The organism is Micromonospora zamorensis (genome assembly GCF_900090275.1).
In the GTDB taxonomy this organism is placed as follows: domain Bacteria; phylum Actinomycetota; class Actinomycetes; order Mycobacteriales; family Micromonosporaceae; genus Micromonospora; species Micromonospora zamorensis.
In genome coordinates, this window is sequence record NZ_LT607755.1 from 674,648 (window position 1) to 698,483 (window position 23,836).

The window sequence follows — 23,836 nt, forward strand, 5'->3', positions numbered from 1 at the left end:
AGAGCCCACCACGAGCACAGAAGGAGGCGAGGAGACCGGTGATCGACGACACCCTCCTCGAGGCCGAGGAAAAGATGGAGCGTGCGGTTGAGCACGCCAAGGAGGAGTTCGGCGCCATCCGTACCGGTCGCGCCAACGCCGCCATGTTCTCCAAGGTCATCATCGACTACTACGGCACGCCCACGCCACTGACCCAGATGGCGTCCATCGCGGTGCCCGAGCCGCGGATGGCCATCATCAAGCCGTACGACAACTCGCAGATCAATGCGATGGAGAAGGCGATCCGCGACTCGGACCTCGGGGTGAACCCGAACAACGAGGGCAACCAGTTGCGCATCCTGCTCCCGCAGATGACCGAGGAGCGCCGCCGCGACATGATCAAGGTGGCCCGGCACAAGGGCGAGGAGGCCAAGGTGGCGATCCGCAACGTCCGCCGCCGTGGCAAGGAAGAGCTGGACCGGATCGTCAAGGACGGTGAGGCCGGCGAGGACGACGGTCGCCGCGCCGAGAAGGAACTCGACGACCTGACCCAGCGCTACGTCGCCAGCATCGACGACCTGGTCAAGCACAAGGAAACCGAACTGCTCGAGGTGTGACCGTCCGCCCGTCGCTCGGGTGAGATGCGCCGAGGCCCGACCCCCACCGGGGCCGGGCCTCGTGTCGTACGTGAGCGGGGAAGCCAGACGGTCCTGAGGCTCTTCCCGGATCGTGCGGGAGACGAGTCGGATCATGACTGCGGTCTGCGTACCGGATGGGTGGGTATCGCTCGGCGACGGGCCGCCGGCCACTGGCGATGTCGATCGCCGTGCCTCGTCCGCCGTGCCGATCCGGCGGGTGCAGTAGGCTCGGCAGGATTCCCGGCCACCGGGCGGTGAACACCGGGAATCGACCGACCGTCGGGGCGGTCAATCGGAGGAACATCGCGCGTGTAGGGGATGCTTGTGGTCTTGCGTCATGTGGTGGTTCTCGCGCCTCGTCGCGGTGCGTGATGTCCCACCCCGACCCCTACGGCAGCGAGCCTCGCGGCTGGGACCGCGCCGAGCGCCCGGTGGCACTGCCGTGGCCCGAGCAGGACCTGGAGGCCGGCCAGTGGAGCCGCCGTCCCACGGCTGGCCCTGAGCTGTACGCCGACCCGCACACCCGGCCGTACGCGGACCCGAACCCGTACGACGAGCGTGGCCGGACCGTCCGCCCGGACGACCGGGACCGTTTCGACGACCGCGACCCTCGCGAGGACGACCGGAACCAGCCCGACCGTTACGACGGCCCGCAACCGTTCGACGGACCGGTCCGCTACGACGACGACGCCGGTTACCCGACCGCGCAGCTCGCGCCCATCGGGGCCGAGATCGCACCGGACCCGGGGCCGGTGATCGAGCCGGAGCCGCCGTCCGGTCGGCGGACGAAGGGCCGACGCCGGGCCAGTGTCGATCGACCGGCCACCCAGCAGTTGGGCACCGGGCGTGCCGGCCGTAACCTCCCGGCGGCGATCGGCGTGGGGCTCGGCCTCGGCGCGTTGATCGTGGTGCCGCTGGTGGTCTACCCGTTGGCGTTCCTGCTGGTGCTCGCCGGTGCCGTCGCCGTCGGCATGTGGGAGATGGCCCGGGCGGTCCGACGCAGCGGAGCGCACCCGCCGTTGGTGCCGTTGATCGCCGGTGGCGTGCTGACCGTGGGCCTGGCCTGGTTCGCCGGCCCGGACGCGCTCAGTCTGGGGCTGTTGGTCACCGTGCTGGGCACCATGATCTGGCGGCTGGGTGACGGGCCGGCCGGCTTCCAACGGGATCTCACCGCCGCCACTCTGATCGCGGTCTACGTGCCGTTCCTCGCCGGGTTCGCGGCGTTGCTCGCGGCGGCCCCCGACGACGGCCCGTTGCGCATCCTGGCCACGCTGATTGCGGTGGTCCTCTCCGACACCGGTGGGTACGCGGCCGGCGTCTCCTTCGGGCGACACCCGATGGCCCCGTCGATCAGCCCGAAGAAGTCCTGGGAGGGCTTCGCCGGCTCGGTCACGGCGGCGGCCCTGGGCAGTGCGCTGCTGTTGTGGCTGATGTTCGAGGTGGCCCCCTGGTGGGGTGCGGTGTTCGGGGTGGCCGTCTCCTGCGCGGCGGTCCTCGGAGACCTGGCCGAGTCGATGATCAAGCGGGATCTCGGCGTGAAGGACATGAGCAACCTGCTGCCCGGCCATGGCGGTCTGATGGACCGGCTGGACTCGATCCTGTTCGCGGTGCCGACGGCCTACCTGCTGCTGGCCGTCTTCGTGCCGGTGGTGAACTGAGGCATGATCACGGCGTTCCGGTCATCTGGCTGCGGCGGTCGCCGCCCGTTCGACACCTCCGCACCGGCACCTGCCGCCGACGGCGTGACACACTAGACCAGCCATGACGAGCCTGCCGTTGATCCCCGCCATCTCGGACGCCACCGCCGCGCGCCGAGCCTCCATGCCGCCGAAGCACCTCGCCGACCTGGACCTGGCCGGCCGCCAGGCGCTGGTCACCGAGTTGGGTGAGCCCGCGTTCCGCGCCAAGCAGGTCTCGAATCACTACTTCGGGCGGCTGGTCCGCGACCCGCAGGCCATGACCGATCTGCCCGCGGCGACCCGGGAGCGGCTGTCCGAGCAGCTCATGCCCACCCTGCTCACCCCGGTGCGCGAGCTGGCGTGTGACGACGGCGCGACCCGTAAGGCGCTCTGGCGGCTGCACGACGGCGCTCTGGTGGAGAGCGTGTTGATGGGCTATCCGGACCGGGTGACCGTCTGCATCTCCAGCCAGGCGGGCTGCGGGATGGCCTGCCCGTTCTGCGCGACCGGCCAGGCCGGGCTTACCCGCAACCTGTCCACCGCCGAGATCGTCGACCAGGCCGTGTACATGGCCGGCGTGGCGGCCTCCGGTGCGGTGGTCGGCTCCCCGCCGCGGCTGTCGCGTGTCGTGTTCATGGGCATGGGCGAGCCGTTGGCCAACTACAACCGGGTGATCGGTGCGATCCGTCGCCTGGTCAGCCCTGCTCCGGAGGGGCTCGGCCTGTCCCAGCGGCACATCACCGTTTCCACGGTCGGCCTGGTTCCGGCCATCCGCCGACTGGCCAGCGAAGACCTCTCAGTGACCCTTGCGCTGTCGTTGCACGCGCCCGATGATGATCTGCGCGACGAACTCGTGCCGGTGAACCAGCGCTGGAAGGTAGCCGAGGTGCTGGACGCAGCGTGGGACTACGCCGCCCGGACGGGCCGTCGCGTGTCGATCGAGTACGCGATGATCAAGGACGTGAACGACCAGCCGTGGCGAGCCGACCTCCTCGGGCGGCTGCTGGCCGGCAAGTTGACCCACGTGAACCTCATTCCACTCAATCCGACGCCGGGCAGCCGCTGGGACGCGAGCCCGAAGCCGGTGGAGCGGGAGTTCGTCCGGCGGTTGCGCGATGCCGGGGTGTCCACCACCGTACGGGACACCCGAGGTCGCGAGATCGACGGCGCGTGTGGTCAGCTCGCCGCCGCCGAGGACAACGACACCAACACCGACCGCGCCGGAGAGGCACCGGCGTGACCGGGCGTGGCGAACGAGACCAGGAGACATAGTGGCGAGTCAGGGTCAGCGTTTCCGGCGCAAGGCGCTCCGCCGGGGATACAAGGTCGACGAGGTGGATGCCTTCCTCGACCGGGTCGAGGCGACACTCGACGGCCGACAGGTCGGCGCGCCGGTGGCCTCCCAGGAGGTCCACGACGTCGTCTTCCGGGTCCGGTTCAACGGCTACGACGAGTGGCAGGTCGACCTGCACCTGGACCGGGTGGAGCGGCAGCTGGCCGAGCTGGAGGAGCGCAACAGCGCCGGGCGCGGTGGCGACCCCCGAATGGGTGACCGGATGGGCCCACCGGACCGGATGGGGCCGCCGATGCGCGATGAGCGGGGCATGGTTCCGCAGCCGATGCCGCCCCGTCCGATGCCCGCGCAGGCCGGCCCGCCCGACCGCTACGGCCGCTACGACGAGCCGACCGGTGCCTTCGCCGGTGGGTACGACGCCCCCCGGGGCGGTTACGACGCGCCGCGCGGCCCGGCCGGTCCTGGCCCGATGGGCCCCGGCGGCCCGATGGGCCCCGGTCCGATGGGTGGCCACGGCGTTCCGCCGCGCGGCCTCCCCGCCGGCCCCTCGGGTTACGGCCAGGACGACCAACGTGGGCCCGGCGGCTACGGCCCGGATGATCAGCGCGGTGGGTACGGCCCCGACGATCAGCGTTCGCCCGGCGGTTATCCGCCGCCGGAGGAGCCGCGCTTCGACGGCTTCGAGGCCGGGCGACACGGTCGGGCCGACATGACCGCCGAGATCCGGATGCCGGAGCGGGACCTGCGCGACATGCGCCGGGGCCCGGCCGGTCCGCCGCAGCTGCCTCAGCAGGGCATCGGTGGCGCGCCGATGGCCGGCCCGCCCGCCGTGGCCGGCCCCCCGATGGGCGGCCCGCCGATGGGTGGTCCGCCGATGGCCGGCCCGCCCGGCAGCGATCTGTACCGGGTCGACCAGATCCGCCGCAGCTTCCAGGTACGCCGGTTCGGCAGCGGTTACGACCCGGACCAGGTGGACCGGTTCTTCGAGACCCTGCTCGGCGGCATGCAGCGCCGCAACCCGATGCCGGTCGACCCGAAGGACCTGGACACGCTCCGGTTCGGGCTGGTGCCCGGCGGCTACTTCGAGGCTGAGGTCGACGCCGCGCTCAAGGACGTGCAGGACATTCTCTTCGGGCGCTGACCCCGACGCGTACGGACGAGGGCCCGTCCCCCGGGTGGGGGCGGGCCCTCGGCGTCGTCGGCCGGTCGTCCGGCGGTCGGTCGGGTCAGGAGCGCAGACCGTTGCGCCGAAGCACGATGTCGCCGATCACGATGATCAGCAGCAGCGCGGCCAGGCCGATCAGCCAGAGGTCCTCGACCCTGCCCTCGTGGTTGCCGCAGATCATCGCCAGCAGCGCCAGTGCGGACAGCACGGCGCCGATCTGCCCGGCCTTGCGGTGCCCGGGCTTGTGCTGGTCTGGCGACGTTACCGGCTCGCTTCCTGCCACTGTCGGTCCTTCCCTCGCGATCGGATCTTTGGTTAGTCTGGCACGCCTCCTGCTCGGCGCGGCGGGGTGGGGGTTTCCCGGCCGTCAGGCCCTGCCCACCCGGGGCCGAACGGCACTACCGGCGTCGCGGGGCGGTGGTCAGACTCCCTCCGGTAGCGTTTGGCGTACACCTGATTGTCTGTTTGAGGGGGACTGTGCGGTGCGAGTGACCGGAACCGGGCACGCCAGCATGCGGATCGACACGGCCGCGGGCAGCATTCTGTGCGACCCGTGGGTCAACCCGGCCTATTTCGCCTCGTGGTTCCCGTTCCCGGACAATTCCCTGCTCGACTGGGAGACGCTGGGCCAGGTCGACTACCTGTACGTGTCCCACCTGCACCGGGACCACTTCGACGCCAAGCATCTGCGGGACTTCATCTCCAAGGACGCCACGGTCCTGCTCCCCGAGTTCCCCACCTCGGAGATGGAGGACGAGTTCCGGGCGCTGGGCTTCACCAAGTTCCTGAGGGCACCCAACGAGCAGGTCGTGGAGCTGCCCGGCGGCCTCAAGATCATGATCCAGGCGCTGACCAGCCCGACCGACGGACCGATCGGCGACTCGTCGCTCTGGGTCGAGCACGACGGGGTGCGGCTGCTCAACCAGAACGACGCCCGCCCCACCGACCTGAGCGTCTTCGCCGAGTTGGGGCACGTGCACGCGCATCTGCTCCAGTTCTCCGGCGCGATCTGGTACCCGATGGTCTACGAGCTGCCGCAGGCGGCGAAGACCGCGTTCGGCAAGCAGAAGCGTGACCGGCAGTTCGACCGGACGTGGCGCTACATCGACGACCTGAAGGCCGACCACGTCTTCCCGATCGCCGGCCCGCCGTGCTTCCTCGACGACGAGTTGTGGCAGTTCAACGACATCCACGGCGACGAGGGCAACATCTTCCCCGACCAGTCCGTCTTCCTGGCGGAGTACGCCAAGGTCGGCGGCACCAACGGCATCGTGCTGCTGCCGGGCAGCGTCGCCGAGGTCACCACCGAGGGCGCGAGCACCACCCACCCGGTGCCGGTGGAGGAGTTCTTCGCGAACAAAGTCGCCCACCTGGAGGAGATGCGGGAGCGTAAGCGCCCGGTCATCGAGGCCGAGAAGGCATCCTGGCGGCACCCCGAGGTGGACGTCCTCGGCGAGATGAAGCGCCGCATCGAGCCGCTGCTGGACGAGTCGATCTACCTCGCCAAGGGCGTGGGTGGCCCGGTCCGCTTCGACCTGGTCGGCTACGACGGCGAGAGCGTCGAGTCGATCGTGGTGGACTTCCCGGGCAAGGAGGTCCGGCCGTACGCCGACGAGAAGGTCCGCTACCGGTTCCGTACCGAGCGGTCGCTGATCGAGCACCTGCTCTTCATCGACGAGGTGGACTGGGTCAACTCGCTCTTCCTGTCCTGCCGCTTCTCGGCGGCCCGGATCGGCCAGTACAACGAGTTCGTCTACGCGTTCTTCAAGTGCCTCTCCGAGGAGCGTCTCCAGTACGCCGAGGGCTGGTACGACGAGCACGAGCGCAGCACCGACGCCGAGGACATCACCCTGGGCGACTGGGTGGTGCAGCGGCGTTGCCCGCACCTGAAGGCGGACCTGACCCGGTTCGGCATCGTCGACGGTGACCAGCTCACCTGCCAGCTGCACGGCTGGCGCTTCGACCTGCCCAGCGGCCGTTGCCTCACGAGCGTCGGCCACAAGGTGAGAGCCCACCGGGTGGACGCGGAAACCCCGGCCCCCGCCGGCGAAGCGGTGATCTGACCCGCCTCGTTGATCATGAAGTTATTGCCCCGACACGCCGCCACGGCAGGCAATAACTTCATGATCACGCACTTCTGCGGTAGGTCGGGGTCAGCGGCCCAGGTCCGTGAGGATTCGGCGGGCGGCGTTGTGGCCTGCCGCGCCGATGACGCTGCCGGCCGGGTGGCAGCCGGCGCTGCCGGCGTACACGCCGTCGATGCCGGTGGCGTAGGGCATCCGGTCGGTGAACGAGACCGTGTTGTCGACGTGGTGGATGTGCCCGCCGGTGATGCCGAAGTGCTTCTCGATGCCGGGCGGGGGGAGCGGCACCGCGTCGGCGATCAGGTCACCGGTGCCGGGGGCGTACCGCTCGACGATCCCGATGAGCCGGTCGACGTAGCCGGGCAGTGCCGCGTCCCAGGTGGTGCCGGCCAGCTCGTAGGGGACCGACTGGACGAAGAGCGCCGACGAGTGGTGCCCGGCGGCGTCGGAGAGCGACGGGTCGACGGTGGTGTGCAGGTACCACTCGATGGTCGGCTCCGCCGGCAGTCGCCCGGCCTGCACGTCCGCCCACATCGAGCGCAGCGCGGTCATCGGCGACGTGTCGTCCCCGCCGACCAGCGACGCGGAGCCGGGCAGCAGGTGGATGGTCGAGCCGAACGGGCTCGGCGCGTCGGCCGGCAGGCAGGAGAACCGGGGCAGCCCGGTGAGCGCCAGGTTGAGCTTGAGGGTGGTGCCGGGGCGGCGGACCGCCGCCATCCGTTCGCCGAGCGGCGCCGGGAGCGCGCCGTCGGGCAGCAGGTCCATCAACCGGTACGGGTCACACGCGCCGAGCACCACCTTGGCGGCGACCTGTCGGCCGTCGGCCAGCACCACTCCGCTGGCCGCGCCGCCGTCGAGGGTCACCGCACTCACCGGCGTACCGGTCAGGATTGTCGCCCCGGCGGCGCGGGCGGCCTCGGCGAACGTCCGTGAGACAGTGCCCATCCCACCCTCGGCGATCATCCAGGTGCCGCCGGACCCGGGCAGCCGGCACATGTTGTGCACGAGGAAGTTGTGGCCCGTGCCGGGGTCGTCCGGGCCGGCGTTGAGGCCGGACAGCCCGTCGGTGACCGCGTACATGCTGACCAGCAGCTCGGAGCGGAACTCGAACCGGGCCAGGTAGTCGGCCACCGAGCCCTGCACGAGGTCGACGAAGACCTGCCGCAGCGCCGGTCGCACGTGCCGCTCCGCGGTCTCCTGGACGCTCAGTGGCTCGGCCAGCCAGGCCGGGGCGAGATCCTCGCGCAGCGCGGCCAGTTCGGCCTGCATGGCGTCGTCGGCGGCCACGTCGGCGGGGGAGAAGAACTCCGCGAGCTGCGCCCGGGTGGCTGCGGTGTCGCTTCCGAAGAGCAGGTACGGCGAGCCGAGGCCACCCGGCGTGGGCAGGAAGTAGTGCGGGTCGCGGCGCAGCACCGGGATCCGGACGTCGAGCGTGGCGAGCAGTTCCGGTGGCATCAACCCGAGCAGGTACGAGCCGGTGGAGTGCCGCAGCCCTGGCACCTTCGGGAACGGGTTCTCGGTGCGGGTCGCGCCGCCGATCACGTCGGCCGCCTCCAGCACCAGGACGTCCAGGCCGGCGCGGGCCAGCAGGACTGCGGAGACCAGGCCGTTGTGCCCGGCACCGACGATCACGACGTCGGCGCGGGCCGGAATCTCACTGCTCATGCCGCCGCAGCCTAGTCCGTGGAGCCGGTGCGCTGGGCGCGCCAGCGGGAGAGGGTCAGGGTGGCGGAGTAACCGGCCAGGACGATCACGTGGAACATGTAGAGCCATAGGAGCACGGCCACGCCGGCGCCGATCTCGTCGAAGCCACCGAACGGCACTCCCAGGTCCAGGGGGAGCGAGGCGAAGAGCACGAAGCCGTGCAGGAAGCCGGAGAGGTTCGCCGCGGTGAACGATCCGATCCCGAGCGTGGAGAGCCAGTCCGGGGAGGCCGACCCGACGACCCGGAACACCCACACCAGCACCGGCGTGAGCACCAGCCAGACCGCCAGGAACGACAGCACCACGCCCAGCGCGCCGACCCAGCCGCCCTGACGGACGAGACGGGTGGTGAGCGGGAGTGCCAGCAGGATCGACAGCAGCAGCGCGGGGGCCGGCGCGAGCAGCGGTAGCAGGAGGATCCGACCCCGCCAGCCGACCAGGTGCTCGTCGGAACGGGGTGCCGCCACCGAGACGAACGCCCGGCGCAGCCCCTCGCCGTACAGGGACGCGGGAAGCAGCGAGGCCAGAGCCAGCAGCGGGGTCAACTCCACCCCGGCGTTGACCAACGCGTCCACCGCGCGGGGTGCGCCGATCGCGGTGGGCAGGGCTTCCACGGCGTACGAGGTGAGCCGGCGTACCCGGTCGGCTCCGGCGACCAGGGAGGTGAGCCAGATCGCCAACAGGGCGACCGGCACCACGGCGATCGCGCCGTAGAAGGTGATCGCGGCGGCGTGCAGTGACAGGTCCCGCCCACGTAGCGGGCGGAACGCGGCCCGGGTGATCCGCTTCGCCTGCTGCCATCCGCTGCCCATCGTGATGCCTTTCCCTGTCGTCGGGGCCGCCACTCCTTAAGATCGCGGGTCATGACTGTTGTCACCACCGAACGCCTCATCCTGCGCGATTGGACCGACGATCCGGCTGATCTGGCCCGGATCTACGACATCTATTCCCGCCCCGAGATCACCCGCTGGTTGGGCGCGGCACCGGGTCTGCCGCTGACCGACCCGAGCGAGGCCATCGATCGGCTGCGCATCTGGCAGAACCGGCACGCCGCCGACGGAGGCCGGTACGGCACCTGGGCGATGGAGGTACGCGAGACCGGGCTGGTGGCGGGCACAGTGTTGCTCAAGCGGCTGCCGGGGAACCCGGAGACGCAGCTCACCGAGGACATCGAGACGGGCTGGCACCTGCATCCGGACTCTAGGGGTCACGGCTACGCCACCGAGGCGGCCCGTGCCCTCATGGCGCGGGAGTTCGCGGCCGGCACCTCGGAGATCTACGCGGTCGTGTCGCCGGGCAACGAGCCGTCGATGGCGGTCTGCCGGCGCCTCGGCATGGAGCACGTGGGCCGGCGCACCGAGTGGTACGGCGGTGAGGAGTTGGAGACCTTCGTCCGAGCGGCGCCGACTGCCTGAACACCCGGGCACCTCCGTGCCCGTGCCGTGAGCCCAACGCGTTGCGAACCCTGATGCCGGTGAGTCGTTCTGACGACTCGCCGGCATCACTGTTGTGCCGACGGGCGCCCGCCACAGCGAAGTGGCGACGGCCCGCAGGACGCGCATGCCCATAAATAGTCACGGTGGTCGAAGTGTTGACGCTCCCGTAGCACGTCAGTAACCTTTGGTCAAAGTTGCGCAAGATTTTGACAAAGACGTGCGTGATTTAGCGCATGTCCTCGGAAGATTCAACGGGCCCCCTGGGGGGCCCGTTGATGGTCGTCCCACCGCCGCACCCCCACCCCCCGTGGTCAAGCCGCCGCGGCAGCCGTCCCCCCGACGACAAGGACAGTGATGAGACGAACGAATCTGTTCAGGATGGTGGCGGCGACAGCCGCGGCCACGCTGATCGCCACGGCAGGGGCCACCGCCCTCGCGAACCCCGCCAGTGCCGCCCGCCCCGCCGACACGGCGGCCGCGCCGAGCGCCGGCTTCGCCGCGGCGGCCACCAACCTCGCGCAGGGCCGACCCACCCAGGAGAGCGGCCACGCCGACGTCTACGACTCGTCGAAGGTCGTCGACGGCAACGCGGGCAGCTACTGGGAGAGCGTCAACAACTCCTTCCCGGAGTGGGTCCAGGTCGATCTCGGCTCATCGCAGAGCGTCAACCAGGTCGTACTGAAACTGCCGACCTCCGGTTGGGGCACCCGGACGCAGACGTTGAGCGTGCAGGGCAGCGTCAACGGTTCGTCGTTCACCGACCTGGTCGGGTCCCAGACGTACACCTTCAACCCGGCTAGCGGCAGCACGGTCACCATCAACTTCGGTCAGACCTCCACCCGCTACGTGCGGATCACCATCACCGCCAACAGCGCCTGGCCGGCCGGGCAGCTCTCCGAGCTGGAGGTGTACGGCAGCGGCGGCACCACCCCGGACACCACCGCGCCGAGCGTCCCCGGCAACCTCTCGTACACCCAGTCGGGCACCACCATCAGCCTCAACTGGGTGGCCTCGACCGACAACGCGGGTGGCAGCGGCATCGCCGGCTACGACGTCTACCGCAACGGCGCGTTCCTCCAGTCCATCGGGAACGTGACCACCTTCAACGACACCCAGCCGACGACGGCCACCGTGTCCTACCACGTCCGGGCGCGCGACGCCGCCAGCAACCTGTCCGGCAACAGCAACACCGTCACCCGGACCGGCAGCAACCCGCCCGCCTGCACCAACGTGGCGCAGGGCAAGAGCATGACGGCGAGCGGCTCCACCTTCAGCTTCACCCCGGACAAGGCCAACGACGGGCAGCTCACCACCTACTGGGAGGGCGCGGCGAGCTACCCGCAGAACCTGACCGTCGCGCTGGGTGCCAACCACACCATCTCCGGCGTCACCGTCAAGCTCAACCCGGACCCGGCCTGGGGCACCCGTACCCAGACCATCCAGGTCCTCGGCCGCGACCAGGCCTCGTCCTCGTACACCAGTCTGGTGTCGGCGGCGACCTACCAGTTCGTCCAGGGCACCAACGTGGTGAGCATCCCGGTCACCGCGACCACCGCGGACGTGCAGTTGCGGTTCACCGGCAACACCGGCGCCCCGTCCGGCCAGGTGGCCGAGTTCGAGGTGTGCGGCACGCCGGCGCCCAACCCGGACCTGGTCGTCAGCTCGGTGACCTGGTCGCCGACCTCGCCCAGCGAGGTCTCCCCGGTCACGCTCTCGGCCGTGGTGCGCAACATCGGCTCCGCCGCCGCCGCGGCGACCACTGTGAACTTCAGCCTGGCCGGCGCCGTCGCCGGCAGCGCCACGGTGGGCGCGCTCGCCGCGGGCGGCTCGACCACCGTGTCGTTCAACGCCGGCACCCGGCCGATGGGCAGCTACGCCGTCTCGGCGGTGGTCGACCCGACGAACACGATCGTCGAGCAGAACAACGGCAACAACAGCTTCACGGCGGCGTCGCCGCTGGTGGTCGCGCAGGCGCCCGGCCCGGACCTGCAGGTGCTCAGCATCGCCTCGAACCCGCCGAACCCGGCGGTCGGCGCGTCCGTCACCTTCACCGTGGCGGTCCGCAACCGTGGCACCACCGCGACCGGCGCGACCACTGTCACCCGGTTGGTGGTGGGCAGCACCACGCTCAACACCAGCACCGCCTCGATCGCGGCCGGCGCGACGGTCAACGTGGCCGTCACCGGCAGTTGGACCGCCACCAGCGGAGGTGCCACCATCACGGCCACCGCCGACGCGACCAATGCGGTGACCGAGACCAACGAGACCAACAACGGGTTCAGCCAGTCGATCGTGGTCGGGCGCGGCGCAGCCGTCCCGTACGTCTCGTACGAGGCCGAGGCCGCTCGCTACCAGGGCACGCTGCTGGAGCCCGACGCGCTGCGTACCTTCGGCCACACCAACTTCGCCAGCGAATCCTCCGGCCGCAGGTCGGTACGGCTCACCAGCACCGGACAGTTCGTCGAGTTCACCTCGGCCAACCAGGCCAACTCCATCGTGGTGCGTAACTCGATCCCGGACGCGCCCGGTGGTGGCGGCATCGAGGCGACCATCAGCCTCTACGTCAACGACGTCTTCTCCCGGAAGTTGACACTGTCGTCGCGGCACAGCTGGCTCTACGGCAACACCGACGGGCCGGAGGCGCTGACCAACACCCCGCAGGCCGACGCCCGACGGCTCTTCGACGAGTCGAACGCACTGCTGGGGCAGTCGTACCCGGCCGGCACCCGGTTCAAGTTGCAGCGCGACTCGGGTGACACCGCCTCGTTCTACGTCATCGACATGATCGACCTGGAGCAGGTGGCACCGGCGGCGAGCCAGCCGGCCGGCTGCACCTCGATTACCTCGTACGGGGCGGTCCCGAACGATGGGCTCGACGACACCGCCGCCATCCAGCGCGCGGTGACCGACGACCAGAACGGCGTCATCAGCTGCGTATGGATCCCGGCCGGGCAGTGGCGGCAGGAGCAGAAGATCCTGACCGACGACCCGCTGAACCGGGGCACGCACAACCAGGTCGGCATCAGCAACGTCACCATCCGGGGCGCCGGGATGTGGCACTCGCAGCTCTACACGCTGACCGAGCCGCAGAACGTGGTGGGTGGCATCAACCACCCCCACGAGGGCAACTTCGGCTTCGACATCGACAAGAACACCCAGATCTCCGACATCGCCATCTTCGGTTCCGGCCGGATCCGTGGCGGTGACGGCAACGCCGAGGGTGGCGTCGGTCTGAACGGTCGCTTCGGCACCGGCACCCGGATCAGCAACGTGTGGATCGAGCACGCCAACGTGGGTGTCTGGGTGGGTCGCGACTACGACAACATCCCCGACCTGTGGGGGCCGGCCGACGGGCTGGAGTTCACCGGCATGCGGATCCGCAACACGTACGCCGACGGCATCAACTTCAGCAACGGCACGCGCAACTCGCGGGTGTTCAACTCGTCGTTCCGCACCACCGGTGACGACGCGCTCGCGGTCTGGGCCAACCCGTACGTGAAGGACCGCAACGTCGACATCGCCCACGACAACCACTTCGTCAACAACACCATCCAGTTGCCCTGGCGGGCCAACGGCATCGCCATCTACGGCGGCTACGACAACTCCATCGAGAACAACCTGATCTACGACACGGCGAACTACCCGGGCATCATGCTGGCGACCGACCACGACCCGCTGCCGTTCTCCGGCACGACGCTGATCGCCAACAACGGGCTCTACCGCACCGGTGGCGCCTTCTGGAACGAGGACCAGGAGTTCGGGGCCATCACGCTCTTCCCCGCCACCAGGGACATCGTCGGCGTCACGATCCGCGACACCGACATCATCGACTCCACGTTCGACGGCATCCAGTTCAAGAACGGCGGCGGCAACATGCCGAACGTCGCCATCACCAATGTGCGGATCGACAAGTCCAACAACGGCGCCGGCATCCTCGCGATGAGCGGCGCGCGCGGCAACGCCAACCTGACGAACGTGACCATCACGAACTCGGCCGACGGCAACATCGTCATCCAGCCGGGCTCGCAGTTCGTCATCAACCCCTGATCAACACGTTTTCCAGGAAGTCGGGGTGTCCGCAGTACGCGGACACCCCGACTTCCGTAAGCCCGAGTCGACCAAGCCTGTGCGTCGCGGAGACACCGCCGCAGTGCCGGCAACGCCACGGCCGCGGCGGCCAGGTCGACGCGGGCCGGCCCCGATCAGGCGGTCGGCACCGGCGCCAGGGCTGCCGCGAGCTCCTCGGCGTTCTTCTTGTCCACCCGCGGGAAGGTCAGGCTGACGCCGTCCCCCGTACCGCCGAAGGCGAGGCGGAGCAGGCTCACAAGGCCCATCTTCGCCTCGGCGAGCTCGACGTGTTCCCGGGGCACCTCGCCGAGAACACCGGTGCCGGGCCCGCCGAGGAAGGTCTGCGGCAGAAAGATCAGCCGCTGGTCGGTGAGCACGACGAACTGCTTCTTGGTCCGCGCCAGCGCGGCACCCGTCGCACCGGCAGCAGCCTGGATCAGCCCCTGAGCAACGGCCGTCCCGAGCCGACTGGCCGAGAAGCTTCCGACCATCGCCCGGGTCGCGGTGACCGGCCGTTCCCCCGGCTTCAGGATCGGCGCCACCCGCTCGAACGCGCGGGCCTGGAGTTTCTGGTTCATGGTGTTCCCCCGTCTGTGATCGTGATCGCCGCTGATGTTACGGAGCAGGCCACGGCGGGCTATCCGTCGATCAGACGCATGATCATGACGGTCGGACGGCAACGGGCCCCGAGCGAACCGCGTGTTGGCCAACTGCGCCTCCCGCACACCTCAGTCGTGGCCTTGCTACCCCGAACCAGCCCTTGCAGTTGTATGGGTGCAACGACTCTCCCGCCCAGAAGTGGGCCTTCGCTGCCACACCGAACCAGGCAACCCAACCTGGGCACGCTCGCCGCGTACGACAACTGGTGCCTCCAGCCGGCGGCTAACACCGCGGGCTCAGCCTTCGCCGTGCAGAGCTGCAACGGCTCCGCGGGCCAGCAGGTGGACGCCTGTCGACCGGGCAGCTCAAGCACCCCGCCTCCGGGCTGTGTGTCGCCGTCAAGGACGCGGCGACCGCCGATGGCACGCCGATCGTGTTGGCGGCGTGCGCCACTGGGCCTGCCCAGCAGTGGGAGGCGCAGGACGAGGCCCGGCACATCTACGGGCCGGGCCGCAACCGTCTCCTGACGATCCAGCAGCGTCAGGCCACCCTGAACCTGGGTGAAGCGCAGCTGACCGTGCAGAGGGGCGGGTTGCAGGTCTCCGCCCCAGCGGTCCTATTCCACGCCGGGTGGCGCCGTGGTGCGCTACGCGAACAACGCTGTTGCCAACTCCTACCTGCTGGCCCTCGCAGGCGATCACCAGGGCAGCACGTACGCCGAGATCGGCATGTACGACACGGCGATGCCCGTGCGAATCCGGAAGCAGGATCCGTTCGGCAACCAGCGGGGCCTGCGCCCCTCGGCGTCAACATGCAGAACAACACCGGATTCCTCGGTGCGGTCCGCGATGACGCCTCGGGTTACACCCCGCTCGGCGCCCGCCTGTACGACCCGGCCGTGGGACGGTTCCTGTGCGCCGACCCGGTCCTGGACCTGGCCGACCCGGCACAGTCCAACGGGTACGCGTACGCCCACAACAACCCGGTGACCCACTCGGACCCGACGGGTCTGTCGGTGTGGATGAGAACAAGGCATCGTTTGTCGCAGCACTTGCAGGCGGAAGCACGCCGGAACAGGCTGCATGGATGACCTGGACCGGAAAAATGGCTCAAAGGCATGGCTTCACGAAGCCGTTGCATGTAGACCAAGAGGTATCTGGCGGGGCGCCCGTTCGGCTACAGTTCGGCAGGCCGTGATGTCTGTTGCGGGAGAGTGGCGTCATATGTTTCGCGCGTCGATCGATTCTGGTGGCGGCCTAGTTGATATTGCTCGCATAATCAGGCTTCATGGAGAGCCTGGTCAGTACATTCAGGCGGCAGCAGCACTGCGGCAAGAGTTTGGATTCAAGATTGTTGAAGCCTTGGCTGTTGTGGGTTGGGCTGAGGGGAACGACGACAGCGAAGCATCTCTGTTAGAAATGTGCCGTAAGATACGAACCGGAATAAGATAGCTCCATTAACCCGGGTGACGTGCTCGGCGTAGCGTCTCCTGACGCTGAACCTCCCCTTTCGGTGAGCCAAGTAGAGACTGCTACCGCTCAGCGCTTGGCAACGCACGGAGGGTTGTCCTTGCGGACGCCGGACTGGGTGTGCGACGACGCACAGCTGAGGCTGCGGTGGCTAGGCTGAGCTGAGCAGAATGTCCCGCTGAGGGGGTGAGCCCGGATGGCCCAGGCCGCGTTCGCGCCGGAGCCGGCGCCGCAGCACACCGAGCCGTCGTTCGACGTGCTGCGGTGGCACGACGAGCCTTGGACCGCGCAGCTCGCCCTCGACCTGTTGCCGGAGACCAACGGCCCCAGGGTTGAGGTCCTGAGCGGAAGCGTGATCGTGACACCACACGCGGGAATCGATCATCAGTCGGTCGAGCGGGAGCTGCCGTACGTGCTTCACCGTGCTGCGCGGAAGGCCGGATTCTGGGTCTACCCGGAGATCAACGTCATCGCCGGGGATGACCTCTTCATTCCGGACATCGCCGTGCTGCGCAAATCCGGTGGTGGCCGCACGACGGTCCCCATCGCCGAGGCGGTGCTGCTGGGGGAGATCGTGTCTCCTGGAAATCGGCGTAAGGACGTGATCGACAGGCCCAGGGAGTACGCCGCCGCCGGGGTGCCGTTCTTCCTTCGGGTGGACCTGCGCAACCGGGTGCCGACCATGGCGCTGTTGGAGCTGGTCGACGGGGAGTACCGCCCGTTGGCCGCCGCTGCGGCAGGGAGCACCTTCGCGATGCGGGAGCCGTTCGAATTCTCCATCGACCCGGCCGAGTTGCTGGACGAGGAGGAGCCGGGCGGGGAGGGCTGAGGCTCCCAGCGGGTGTTCAGCGGGGGTGGGGAAGAATGGCCTCGTGACTTCCCCCCGCGACCTTGTCCTGCTCGGGTCCACCGGCTCGATCGGCACGCAGGCCATCGACATCGTTCGGCGTAACCCCGACCGGTTCCGGGTGGTCGCCGTGGGTGCGGGTGGCGGCAATGTCGAGCTGCTCGCCGCGCAGGCCCTCGAACTGGGCGTCGAGGCGGTCGGGGTGGCCAAGGCGTCCGCCGCGCAGGACCTGCAACTGGCGTTCTACGCCGAGGCGAGCCGGCGCGGCTGGGCCACCGGCGACTTCAAGCTTCCCAAGATCGTGGCCGGTCCCGACGCCATGACCGAGCTGGCCCAGTGGCCGTGCGACGTCGTGCTCAACGGGGTGGTCGGCTCGCTGGGCCTCGCTCCTACGCTGGCTGCGCTGCGTGGTGGTCGTACCCTCGCGTTGGCCAACAAGGAGTCCCTCGTGGCCGGCGGCCCGCTGGTCAGGGCCGCGGTGACGCGGCCGGGGCAGATCGTGCCGGTCGACTCGGAGCATTCGGCGCTGGCCCAGTGCCTGCGCTCCGGCTCGCGCCCTGAGGTGCGCCGGTTGATCGTCACGGCCAGCGGCGGCCCGTTCCGCGGTCGGCGGCGCGACGAGTTGACGCAGGTCACACCCGAGCAGGCGCTCGCGCACCCCACCTGGAACATGGGGCCCGTCGTCACGATCAACTCGGCCACCATGGTCAACAAGGCCCTTGAGGTGATCGAGGCGCACGAGCTGTTCGACGTGCCGTACGCCGACATCACAGTGATGGTGCACCCGCAATCGGTGATCCACTCGATGGTCGAGTTCGTCGACGGGTCGACGATCGCCCAGGCCAGCCCACCGGACATGCGGCTGCCCATCGCGCTGGGCATCGGCTGGCCGGACCGGGTGCCGGAGGCGTCCAGGGCGGTGGACTGGACGGCCGCGCACACCTGGGAGTTCGCGCCGCTGGACGACGAGGCGTTCCCGGCCGTCGCGCTGGCCAAGGCCGCGGGGGAGGCCGGGCGTTCCCGGCCGGCGATCTACAACGCGGCGAACGAGGAGTGCGTCGCGGCGTTCGTGGCGGGCCGGCTGCCGTTCCTCGGCATCGTCGACACCCTCGAACGCGTGTTGGAGGACGCTCCGGACTTCGACGAACCAGGTACCGTCGAGGACGTGCTCGCTGCCGAGTCGTGGGCACGCGCGCACGCGCAGGAGATCATCGCGGGTTCGGTGGAAGGAGCTTGATGTCGTACCTGCTCGGGGTGGTCCTCTTCGCCCTGGCCATTCTCATCTCGGTGAGCCTGCACGAGGCGGGTCACCTGCTGACCGCCAAGGCGTTCGGGATGAAGGTCACGAAGTTCTTCGTCGGTTTCGGCCCCACCGTCTGGTCGTTCCAGCGAGGCGAAACCGAGTACGGCGTCAAGGGCATCCCGCTCGGCGGCTTCTGCAAGATCGTCGGGATGACTCCGCAGGACGACGACGTCGAGCCGGGTGACGAGTCGCGGGTGATGTGGCGCTACCCGGTCTGGAAGCGGACGATCGTGATGGCCGCCGGCTCGGTCACGCACTTCGCGCTCGCCCTGGTCACGATCTGGATCCTCGCCGTCTCCGCCGGCCTGCCCAACCCGGACTTCCCGACCACCGACGCGCAGGCCCGCCAGGAGCCCGCGGTCATCCAGCTCAGCGATTGCGTGGTCCCGGAGAACGCGGTCCGCGCGTGCACGAGCGCCGACGCGGCCAGCCCCGCCGCGCAGGCGCAACTGCGCAACGGTGACCGGATCACCTCGGTCAACGGCACGCCGGTCAACTCCTACGGCGACCTGCTCACCACGCTGCGCGGTCTCAAGCCGGGCGACACCGCGCAGATCGCGTACGTCCGCGACGGGCAGCCGGGCACCACCAGCACGGTGCTCGCGCAGACCCAGCGTCCGCCGCTGGACAACCCGACCGGTGCCGCCGCGCCGGTGGCCGCGCTCGGCGTCGGGCTCGTCCCCAGCACGCCCACCCGCGTGACGTACGGGCCGGTCGGCGCCTTCGGTGCCACCGCCGACTTCACCGGTGAGCTGGCCGTCGGCACCGTGAAGGCGCTCCAGCGTCTCCCGCAGAAGGTCCCCGCCCTGTGGACCGCCCTCACCGGCGGCGAGCGGGACGTCGACACCCCGATCAGTGTGGTCGGCGCCAGCCGACTCGGCGGCGAGGCGGTGGAGAACAACGCCTGGCTGGTCTTCTTCATGCTCTTCGTGTCGCTGAACTTCTTCATCGGCGTGTTCAACCTGCTGCCGCTGCTCCCGGTGGACGGCGGCCACATCGCCATCGCCTGGTTCGAACGGGCCCGCTCCTGGGTCTACGCGCGGATCGGGCGGGCCGACCCCGGCCGGGTGGACTACCTCAAACTGATGCCCTTCACGTACGTGGTGATCCTGATCGGTGGCGCGTTCACGCTGCTGACCATCGCCGCGGACGTGGTCAACCCCATCACGCTCTTCTCAAGGTGAGTGCCTGAAGTGACCGCAATCAGTCTCGGTATGCCAGCCGTGCCGCCCCCGCCGCTCGCTCCCCGTCGGGCCAGCCGCCAGATCATGGTCGGTTCGGTGCCGGTCGGCGGCGGTGCGCCGGTGTCGGTGCAGTCGATGACCACGACCCTCACCTCCGACATCAACGCCACCCTCCAGCAGATTGCCGAGCTGACCGCGTCCGGCTGCCAGATCGTCCGGGTGGCCGTGCCGTCCCAGGACGACGTCGAGGCGCTGCCCGCGATCGCCAAGAAGTCGCAGATCCCGGTGATCGCCGACATCCACTTCCAACCCAAGTACGTCTTCGCGGCGATCGACGCCGGCTGCGCGGCGGTCCGGGTCAACCCGGGCAACATCCGCCAGTTCGACGACAAGGTCAAGGAGATCGCCCGCGCCGCGGGGGCGGCGGGGGTGCCGATCCGCATCGGCGTGAACGCCGGCTCGCTGGACAAGCGGCTGCTGTCCAAGTACGGCAAGGCCACCGCCGAGGCGCTCGTCGAGTCGGCGCTGTGGGAGTGCTCGCTGTTCGAGGAGCACGGCTTCCGCGACATCAAGATCTCGGTCAAGCACAACGACCCGGTCGTGATGATCCGCGCGTACCGGCAGCTCGCCGAGCAGTGCGACTACCCGCTGCACCTCGGTGTCACCGAGGCCGGCCCGTCCTTCCAGGGCACCATCAAGTCGGCGGTCGCCTTCGGCGCCCTGCTCGCCGAGGGGATCGGCGACACCATCCGCGTGTCGCTGTCCGCCCCGCCGGTGGAGGAGATCAAGGTCGGCAACCAGATCCTGGAGTCGCTGGGCCTGCGCGAGCGGGGCCTGGAGATCGTCTCCTGCCCGTCCTGCGGGCGGGCCCAGGTCGACGTCTACAAGCTCGCCGAGGAGGTCACCGCCGGTCTGGAAGGGCTGCCGGTGCCGCTGCGGGTCGCCGTGATGGGCTGCGTCGTCAACGGTCCCGGCGAGGCACGCGAGGCCGACCTGGGCGTCGCCTCCGGCAACGGCAAGGGCCAGATCTTCGTCAAGGGCAAGGTCGTCAAGACGGTGCCCGAGGCGCAGATCGTGGAGACGCTGATCGAGGAGGCGCTGCGGATCGCCGACGAGATGGGCGCCGAGCTGCCCGAGGAGCTGCGCGGGCTGATCACCGGCCCGACGGTCACCGTGCACTGATTTTCCAGTTGGAAAAAGCGGCCGTTCCCCCGGGGGAACGGCCGCTTTTGTTGCATCCCGGCCCCGTCGGTGCGGGGCGTGGTTGGTGTGCGGTGGATGCGGCTCGCGTCACTGCGGGGCTCGCGTCACTGCGGTTTCGCCTCGCGGTGGTGCGGGCTGGTGTCACTCGGATTCGGCGAGGATCGCGTACAGCTTGCGCCGCGTCTCGTCGAGCACCTGAGCGGCCCGCTCACGCTGGTCGTCGGTGCCGTTCATCATGACCTGTCGTAGCGCGTTCATCGCCTGCGCGCCGGAGTCGCGGATGTCGTGCCAGCTGCTCACCGTGCCCTGGGCGACGTCCGCCCACGCCGGGGTCTGCGCCGCCTCGGTGGCCTCGGCCTGACCGGCCTCGGTGACCGTGAACCGCTTCCGTCCGCCGCCGGACTCCTCCGTGCTGGCGACGATCACGCCCTCGTCCTCCAACAGCTGGAGGGTGGGGTAGATCGAGCCCGGGCTCGGCCGCCACGCGCCGCCGGTGCGGGAGTCGATCTCCTGGATCATCTCGTAACCGTGCATCGGCCGCTCGGTGAGCAGAGCCAGCACGGCCGCCCGGACGTTGGGGCGTCGGCCCCGACCCCGTCCACGGCCCCGGCCGCCCCAGGGGCCGCCGTGTCCGTGCTCGCCGTGGCCGTGCGGGCCGGGCGGGACCGGCGGGAAGCCGAACCCACGCATCCGGGCCTCGTGCATCTGGTGGTGCTGTCGATGGAACCTCATCGGGTTCTCCCTCTCTTCGTACTGTCGCTGATGCATCAACGATATATCGCCAATGCATCGCCGACAAGTGGCCCTTTACAAACCGTACGTACGTCTTGTTAAGGTGTCGGTCATGCGCCTGCTTCCCCCACCGGGCCCGGCCCGGGTCCTCACCGTCGGCACCCTGGTCAAGACCGTCGGGCGTGGCCTGTGGCTCGTCGCCAGCGCGCTCTTCCTGACCCGGTCGGTCGGCCTGTCGGCGACCCAGGTGGGCATCGGCCTGACCATCTCGGCCCTCGTCGGCGTGCTGGCCAGCACACCCAGTGGCTACCTGGCCGACCGGGTCGGCCCGCGCGGCGTACAGGTCGGCGCGTTGTTCGCCGCCGGCACCCTCACCATCGGCCTCATCGCTGTCCGGTCGTTCCCCACCTTCGTGCTGGTGGGAGCCGCCACGGCGCTCGCCGACGCGGTGGAGCGCGGTGCGCGGGGCGCGCTGATCGCCGGGGCGATCCCGGCCGACCAGCGGGTACGCACCCGCGCCTACCTCCGGGCCACCACCAACGTCGGGATCTCCGTCGGCGCGGTCCTCGGCGGCTTTGCCATCGCCGCCGACACCCGCACCGGGTACGTCGCGCTGATCCTGGCCGCGGCGGCGGCGTCGCTGGCCGCAGCGGTGGTCTTCATCCGACTGCCCAGCATCGCCCCGGTCGCCGCCCCCGCGCACGGCCCTCGACTGGTCGCCCTGCGGGACCGCCCGTTCCTTGCCTTCACCCTGGTCGACGGGCTGATGTCCATGCACTTCAGCCTGCTCACCATCGCCCTGCCGCTGTGGATCGCCGGGCACACCCGGGCGCCCATCTGGATGATCTCCGCGTTGACGCTGGTCAACACCGTGCTGGTGGTGCTCTTGCAGGTCCGCGCCGCGGGCACCGCCGCCACCCTGCCCGGAGCCGCCCGTGCCGCCCGTCGAGCGGGGGTGGCCATCGCCCTGGCCTGCGTACTCTTCGCCGCCAGCGGTGCACTGCCCACGGCCGGTGCCATCGGCCTGCTTGCCTGCGGTTCGGTCGCCCACGTGACCGGGGAGCTGTGGCACTCCGCCGCCGGTTGGGGGATCTCCTTCGGCCTCGCGCCAGCGGACGCCCAGGGCCAGTACCAGGGGGCGTACGGCATGGGCTACGAACTGGGCAAGATGCTCGCGCCGGTGGTGGTGACCACCCTCGCGCTGGGCTGGGGCGTACCGGGCTGGTTCGTGCTCGGTGGCCTGTTCCTCCTGCTCGGGGCACTGGTGCCACCGGTCGTCCGGTGGGCTGGTCGAACCCGGCCGCTCGGTGAGCCGACAGAGCAGGTGCCAGCCTTGTCACTCGACCGGCGGACCGGGGGGTCGATCTGGCAGGCTGGTAGTCGTGCTGACGGTGCCGGTACGCCAACTGGGGGAATCGGAGCGCCGCGCGGTCGAGCGACTACTCGACCATGACCCGTTCGCGGGCGCGCAGGTCGCCGAACGGATCGCCGCGCGCGGCCTCTCGTGGTGGCGGGCCGAGGGCAGAATCCTGGGGTACGGGGCACGACGCAACCTCGAATCGCTGTGCTGGCTCGGCGGCAACCTGACGCCGGTGCTGGCGAGCGACGCCGCGGTGTCCGCCTTCGCGGACCTGCTCGCGGGCGAGGAGCGGTTGTGCTCGTCCATCGTCGGTCGGGCCGACGCAGTGCTCGGGCTGTGGGACCGGCTCTCCGACACCTGGGGGCCAGCGCGAGACGTCCGCCCCAACCAGCCGCTGCTGGTCGCCGACTCCCTGCCACCCGTACCGGCCGACCCGGAGGTACGCCAGGTCCGCTCCGGCGAGGTCGACCGGCTCTTCCCCGCGGCAGTTGCCATGTACACCGAGGAGGTCGGCGTCTCCCCACTGGCCGAGGACGCCGGGCGCAGCTACCGCCGACGGGTCAACGACCTGGTCCGCGCCGGTCGGGCGTACGCCCGCCTCGTCGACGGCAAGGTCGTGTTCAAGGCCGAGCTGGCCGTGGTGACCAAGCGGACGGCGCAGGTCCAGGGCGTCTGGGTCGCACCCGAGTGGCGTGGCCGAGGGATCGCCACAGCCGCCATGGCAGCCGTGGTCCGCGACGCGTTGCTGCGGGTCGCCCCCACTGTCAGCCTCTACGTCAACGACTTCAACCTCCCGGCCCGCCGGGTCTACGAACGCTGCGGCTTCCAGCCGGTCGGCACCCTCGCCACGGTCCTCTTCTGACCCTGGCCGGGCGCCCTGTGCCGAGCGCGGGTGCCGCACCGGCCACCGGCACCGGGTGCGGGGCGCCACGTGTGCCGCACTGGACATCGGACGCCGCGTGCTGCGCCGCCTGCCGCCTGCCGCCTGCCGCGTGCCGGGTGCCGCACCGCCCCGCCAGCACCTGGGCCGCGCGGATCTGCCGAGTCCCCGCGGCCCCGGCGCACCCCTGCCGGGTGCCGAGGGGGGCGAT

At 70.1% G+C, this 23,836-nt stretch carries 18 protein-coding genes and 1 pseudogene; 14 read left to right on the top strand and 5 right to left on the bottom strand.

Features of this window, described 5'->3' with window-relative positions:
- The first annotated feature begins 38 nt into the window (after positions 1-38).
- The 4 genes from frr (at position 39) to GA0070619_RS03150 (ending at position 4,731) form a co-directional block, all read left to right on the top strand.
- Entirely contained in the window at positions 39-596 is a 558-nt protein-coding gene (gene frr, locus GA0070619_RS03135) for a ribosome recycling factor (protein WP_088946658.1), read from the top strand.
- A gap of 392 nt (positions 597-988) precedes the next feature.
- Positions 989-2,275 (top strand): phosphatidate cytidylyltransferase, encoded by a 1,287-nt coding sequence (locus GA0070619_RS03140; protein WP_088946659.1) that lies wholly within the window; start codon positions 989-991, stop codon positions 2,273-2,275.
- Between the two features lie 103 nt (positions 2,276-2,378).
- Positions 2,379-3,536 (top strand): dual-specificity RNA methyltransferase RlmN, encoded by a 1,158-nt coding sequence (gene rlmN / locus GA0070619_RS03145; RefSeq protein WP_088946660.1) that lies wholly within the window; start codon positions 2,379-2,381, stop codon positions 3,534-3,536.
- A gap of 31 nt (positions 3,537-3,567) precedes the next feature.
- Positions 3,568-4,731 carry a DivIVA domain-containing protein gene (locus GA0070619_RS03150; protein WP_088946661.1) on the top strand — a complete coding sequence of 388 codons (1,164 nt, stop codon included), beginning with the start codon at positions 3,568-3,570 and terminating at the stop codon, positions 4,729-4,731.
- A gap of 85 nt (positions 4,732-4,816) precedes the next feature.
- Here GA0070619_RS03150 and GA0070619_RS03155 read toward each other — a convergent pair whose 3' ends face one another.
- Positions 4,817-5,038 carry a DUF2631 domain-containing protein gene (locus GA0070619_RS03155; protein ID WP_088946662.1) on the bottom strand — a complete coding sequence of 74 codons (222 nt, stop codon included), beginning with the start codon at positions 5,036-5,038 and terminating at the stop codon, positions 4,817-4,819.
- 199 nt (positions 5,039-5,237) lie between these two features.
- Here GA0070619_RS03155 and GA0070619_RS03160 point away from each other — a divergent pair, with 199 nt between their 5' ends.
- A complete protein-coding gene (locus tag GA0070619_RS03160) occupies positions 5,238-6,818 on the top strand; it encodes a Rieske 2Fe-2S domain-containing protein (protein WP_088946663.1) in 1,581 nt (526 codons plus the stop codon).
- Positions 6,819-6,908: 90 nt separating this feature from the next.
- On the opposite strand, the gene GA0070619_RS03165 is transcribed toward GA0070619_RS03160, so the two are convergent.
- Both GA0070619_RS03165 and GA0070619_RS03170 read right to left on the bottom strand, forming a co-directional pair.
- Positions 6,909-8,504, bottom strand: a complete 1,596-nt coding sequence (locus GA0070619_RS03165) for a phytoene desaturase family protein (RefSeq protein WP_088946664.1) — start codon at positions 8,502-8,504, stop codon at positions 6,909-6,911.
- A gap of 11 nt (positions 8,505-8,515) precedes the next feature.
- Positions 8,516-9,355 (bottom strand): YhjD/YihY/BrkB family envelope integrity protein, encoded by an 840-nt coding sequence (locus GA0070619_RS03170; RefSeq protein WP_088946665.1) that lies wholly within the window; start codon positions 9,353-9,355, stop codon positions 8,516-8,518.
- Between the two features lie 51 nt (positions 9,356-9,406).
- On the opposite strand from GA0070619_RS03170, the gene GA0070619_RS03175 reads away from it, so the two are divergent.
- A complete protein-coding gene (locus tag GA0070619_RS03175; RefSeq protein ID WP_088946666.1) occupies positions 9,407-9,958 on the top strand; it encodes a GNAT family N-acetyltransferase in 552 nt (183 codons plus the stop codon).
- 375 nt (positions 9,959-10,333) lie between these two features.
- Positions 10,334-14,026: a CARDB domain-containing protein gene (locus GA0070619_RS03180; RefSeq protein ID WP_088946667.1), complete on the top strand. Its 3,693-nt coding sequence runs from the start codon at positions 10,334-10,336 to the stop codon at positions 14,024-14,026.
- Between the two features lie 155 nt (positions 14,027-14,181).
- On the opposite strand, the gene GA0070619_RS03185 is transcribed toward GA0070619_RS03180, so the two are convergent.
- Complete coding sequence (locus GA0070619_RS03185; RefSeq protein ID WP_088946668.1) at positions 14,182-14,625, bottom strand: hypothetical protein; 444 nt, start codon at positions 14,623-14,625, stop codon at positions 14,182-14,184.
- Positions 14,626-14,789: 164 nt separating this feature from the next.
- Here GA0070619_RS03185 and GA0070619_RS03190 point away from each other — a divergent pair.
- The 5 genes and pseudogenes from GA0070619_RS03190 to ispG form a co-directional block, all read left to right on the top strand.
- A pseudogene (locus GA0070619_RS03190) lies at positions 14,790-15,665 on the top strand (RHS repeat-associated core domain-containing protein); the annotation flags it as partial.
- Between the two features lie 647 nt (positions 15,666-16,312).
- The gene (locus GA0070619_RS03195; protein WP_088946669.1) at positions 16,313-16,945 is read left to right on the top strand and encodes a Uma2 family endonuclease; all 633 of its coding nucleotides are present in this window, start codon (positions 16,313-16,315) and stop codon (positions 16,943-16,945) included.
- A gap of 43 nt (positions 16,946-16,988) precedes the next feature.
- On the top strand, positions 16,989-18,200 hold the full coding sequence (gene dxr, locus GA0070619_RS03200; protein WP_088946670.1) for a 1-deoxy-D-xylulose-5-phosphate reductoisomerase: 1,212 nt from the start codon (positions 16,989-16,991) through the stop codon (positions 18,198-18,200).
- The gene (locus GA0070619_RS03205; protein ID WP_088946671.1) at positions 18,200-19,450 is read left to right on the top strand and encodes a M50 family metallopeptidase; all 1,251 of its coding nucleotides are present in this window, start codon (positions 18,200-18,202) and stop codon (positions 19,448-19,450) included. Before dxr ends, GA0070619_RS03205 begins: the two co-directional genes overlap by 1 nt.
- Positions 19,451-19,459: 9 nt before the next feature.
- The gene (gene ispG / locus GA0070619_RS03210) at positions 19,460-20,632 is read left to right on the top strand and encodes a flavodoxin-dependent (E)-4-hydroxy-3-methylbut-2-enyl-diphosphate synthase (RefSeq protein ID WP_088946672.1); all 1,173 of its coding nucleotides are present in this window, start codon (positions 19,460-19,462) and stop codon (positions 20,630-20,632) included.
- A gap of 162 nt (positions 20,633-20,794) precedes the next feature.
- Here the strand turns inward: ispG and GA0070619_RS03215 are convergent, their stop codons facing one another.
- A complete protein-coding gene (locus tag GA0070619_RS03215; RefSeq protein WP_088946673.1) occupies positions 20,795-21,385 on the bottom strand; it encodes a PadR family transcriptional regulator in 591 nt (196 codons plus the stop codon).
- 112 nt (positions 21,386-21,497) lie between these two features.
- Between GA0070619_RS03215 and GA0070619_RS03220 the strand changes: the two genes are divergently transcribed.
- Together GA0070619_RS03220 and GA0070619_RS03225 are read left to right on the top strand one after the other, a co-directional pair.
- The gene (locus GA0070619_RS03220) at positions 21,498-22,838 is read left to right on the top strand and encodes an MFS transporter (RefSeq protein WP_088946674.1); all 1,341 of its coding nucleotides are present in this window, start codon (positions 21,498-21,500) and stop codon (positions 22,836-22,838) included.
- Complete coding sequence (locus GA0070619_RS03225) at positions 22,768-23,607, top strand: GNAT family N-acetyltransferase (RefSeq protein ID WP_088946675.1); 840 nt, start codon at positions 22,768-22,770, stop codon at positions 23,605-23,607. Before GA0070619_RS03220 ends, GA0070619_RS03225 begins: the two co-directional genes overlap by 71 nt.
- The last annotated feature ends 229 nt before the right edge of the window (positions 23,608-23,836 follow it).